1 protein-coding gene is annotated in these 364 nt (G+C 65.9%); it reads left to right on the forward strand.

Features of this window, described 5'->3' with window-relative positions; translation table 11 throughout:
• A partial coding sequence (locus O2W53_RS23795) for a sigma-70 family RNA polymerase sigma factor (RefSeq protein ID WP_269165529.1) occupies positions 1-364 on the forward strand: 364 nt, incomplete at both ends.

Here is a 364-nt window from a genome sequence, read left to right on the forward strand (position 1 = left end):
GGCGTTCCTGGACCTGATCCAGGAGGGCAACCTCGGGCTGATCCGCGCGGTGGAGAAGTTCGACTACACCAAGGGCTTCAAGTTCTCCACGTACGCGACCTGGTGGATCCGGCAGGCGATCACCCGGGCGATGGCCGACCAGGCCCGCACCATCCGCATCCCGGTGCACATGGTCGAGGTGATCAACAAGCTCGGCCGGATGCAGCGGGAGATGCTCCAGGAGCTGGGCCGTGAGCCCACGCCGGAGGAGCTGGCCAAGGAGATGGACATCACCCCGGAGAAGGTGGTGGAGATCCAGCAGTACGCCCGGGAGCCGATCAGCCTGGACCAGACCATCGGCGATGAGGGCGACAGCCAGCTCGGT

Origin of the sequence: Modestobacter sp. VKM Ac-2978 (assembly GCF_026968025.1) — a bacterium.
Taxonomy (GTDB): domain Bacteria; phylum Actinomycetota; class Actinomycetes; order Mycobacteriales; family Geodermatophilaceae; genus Modestobacter.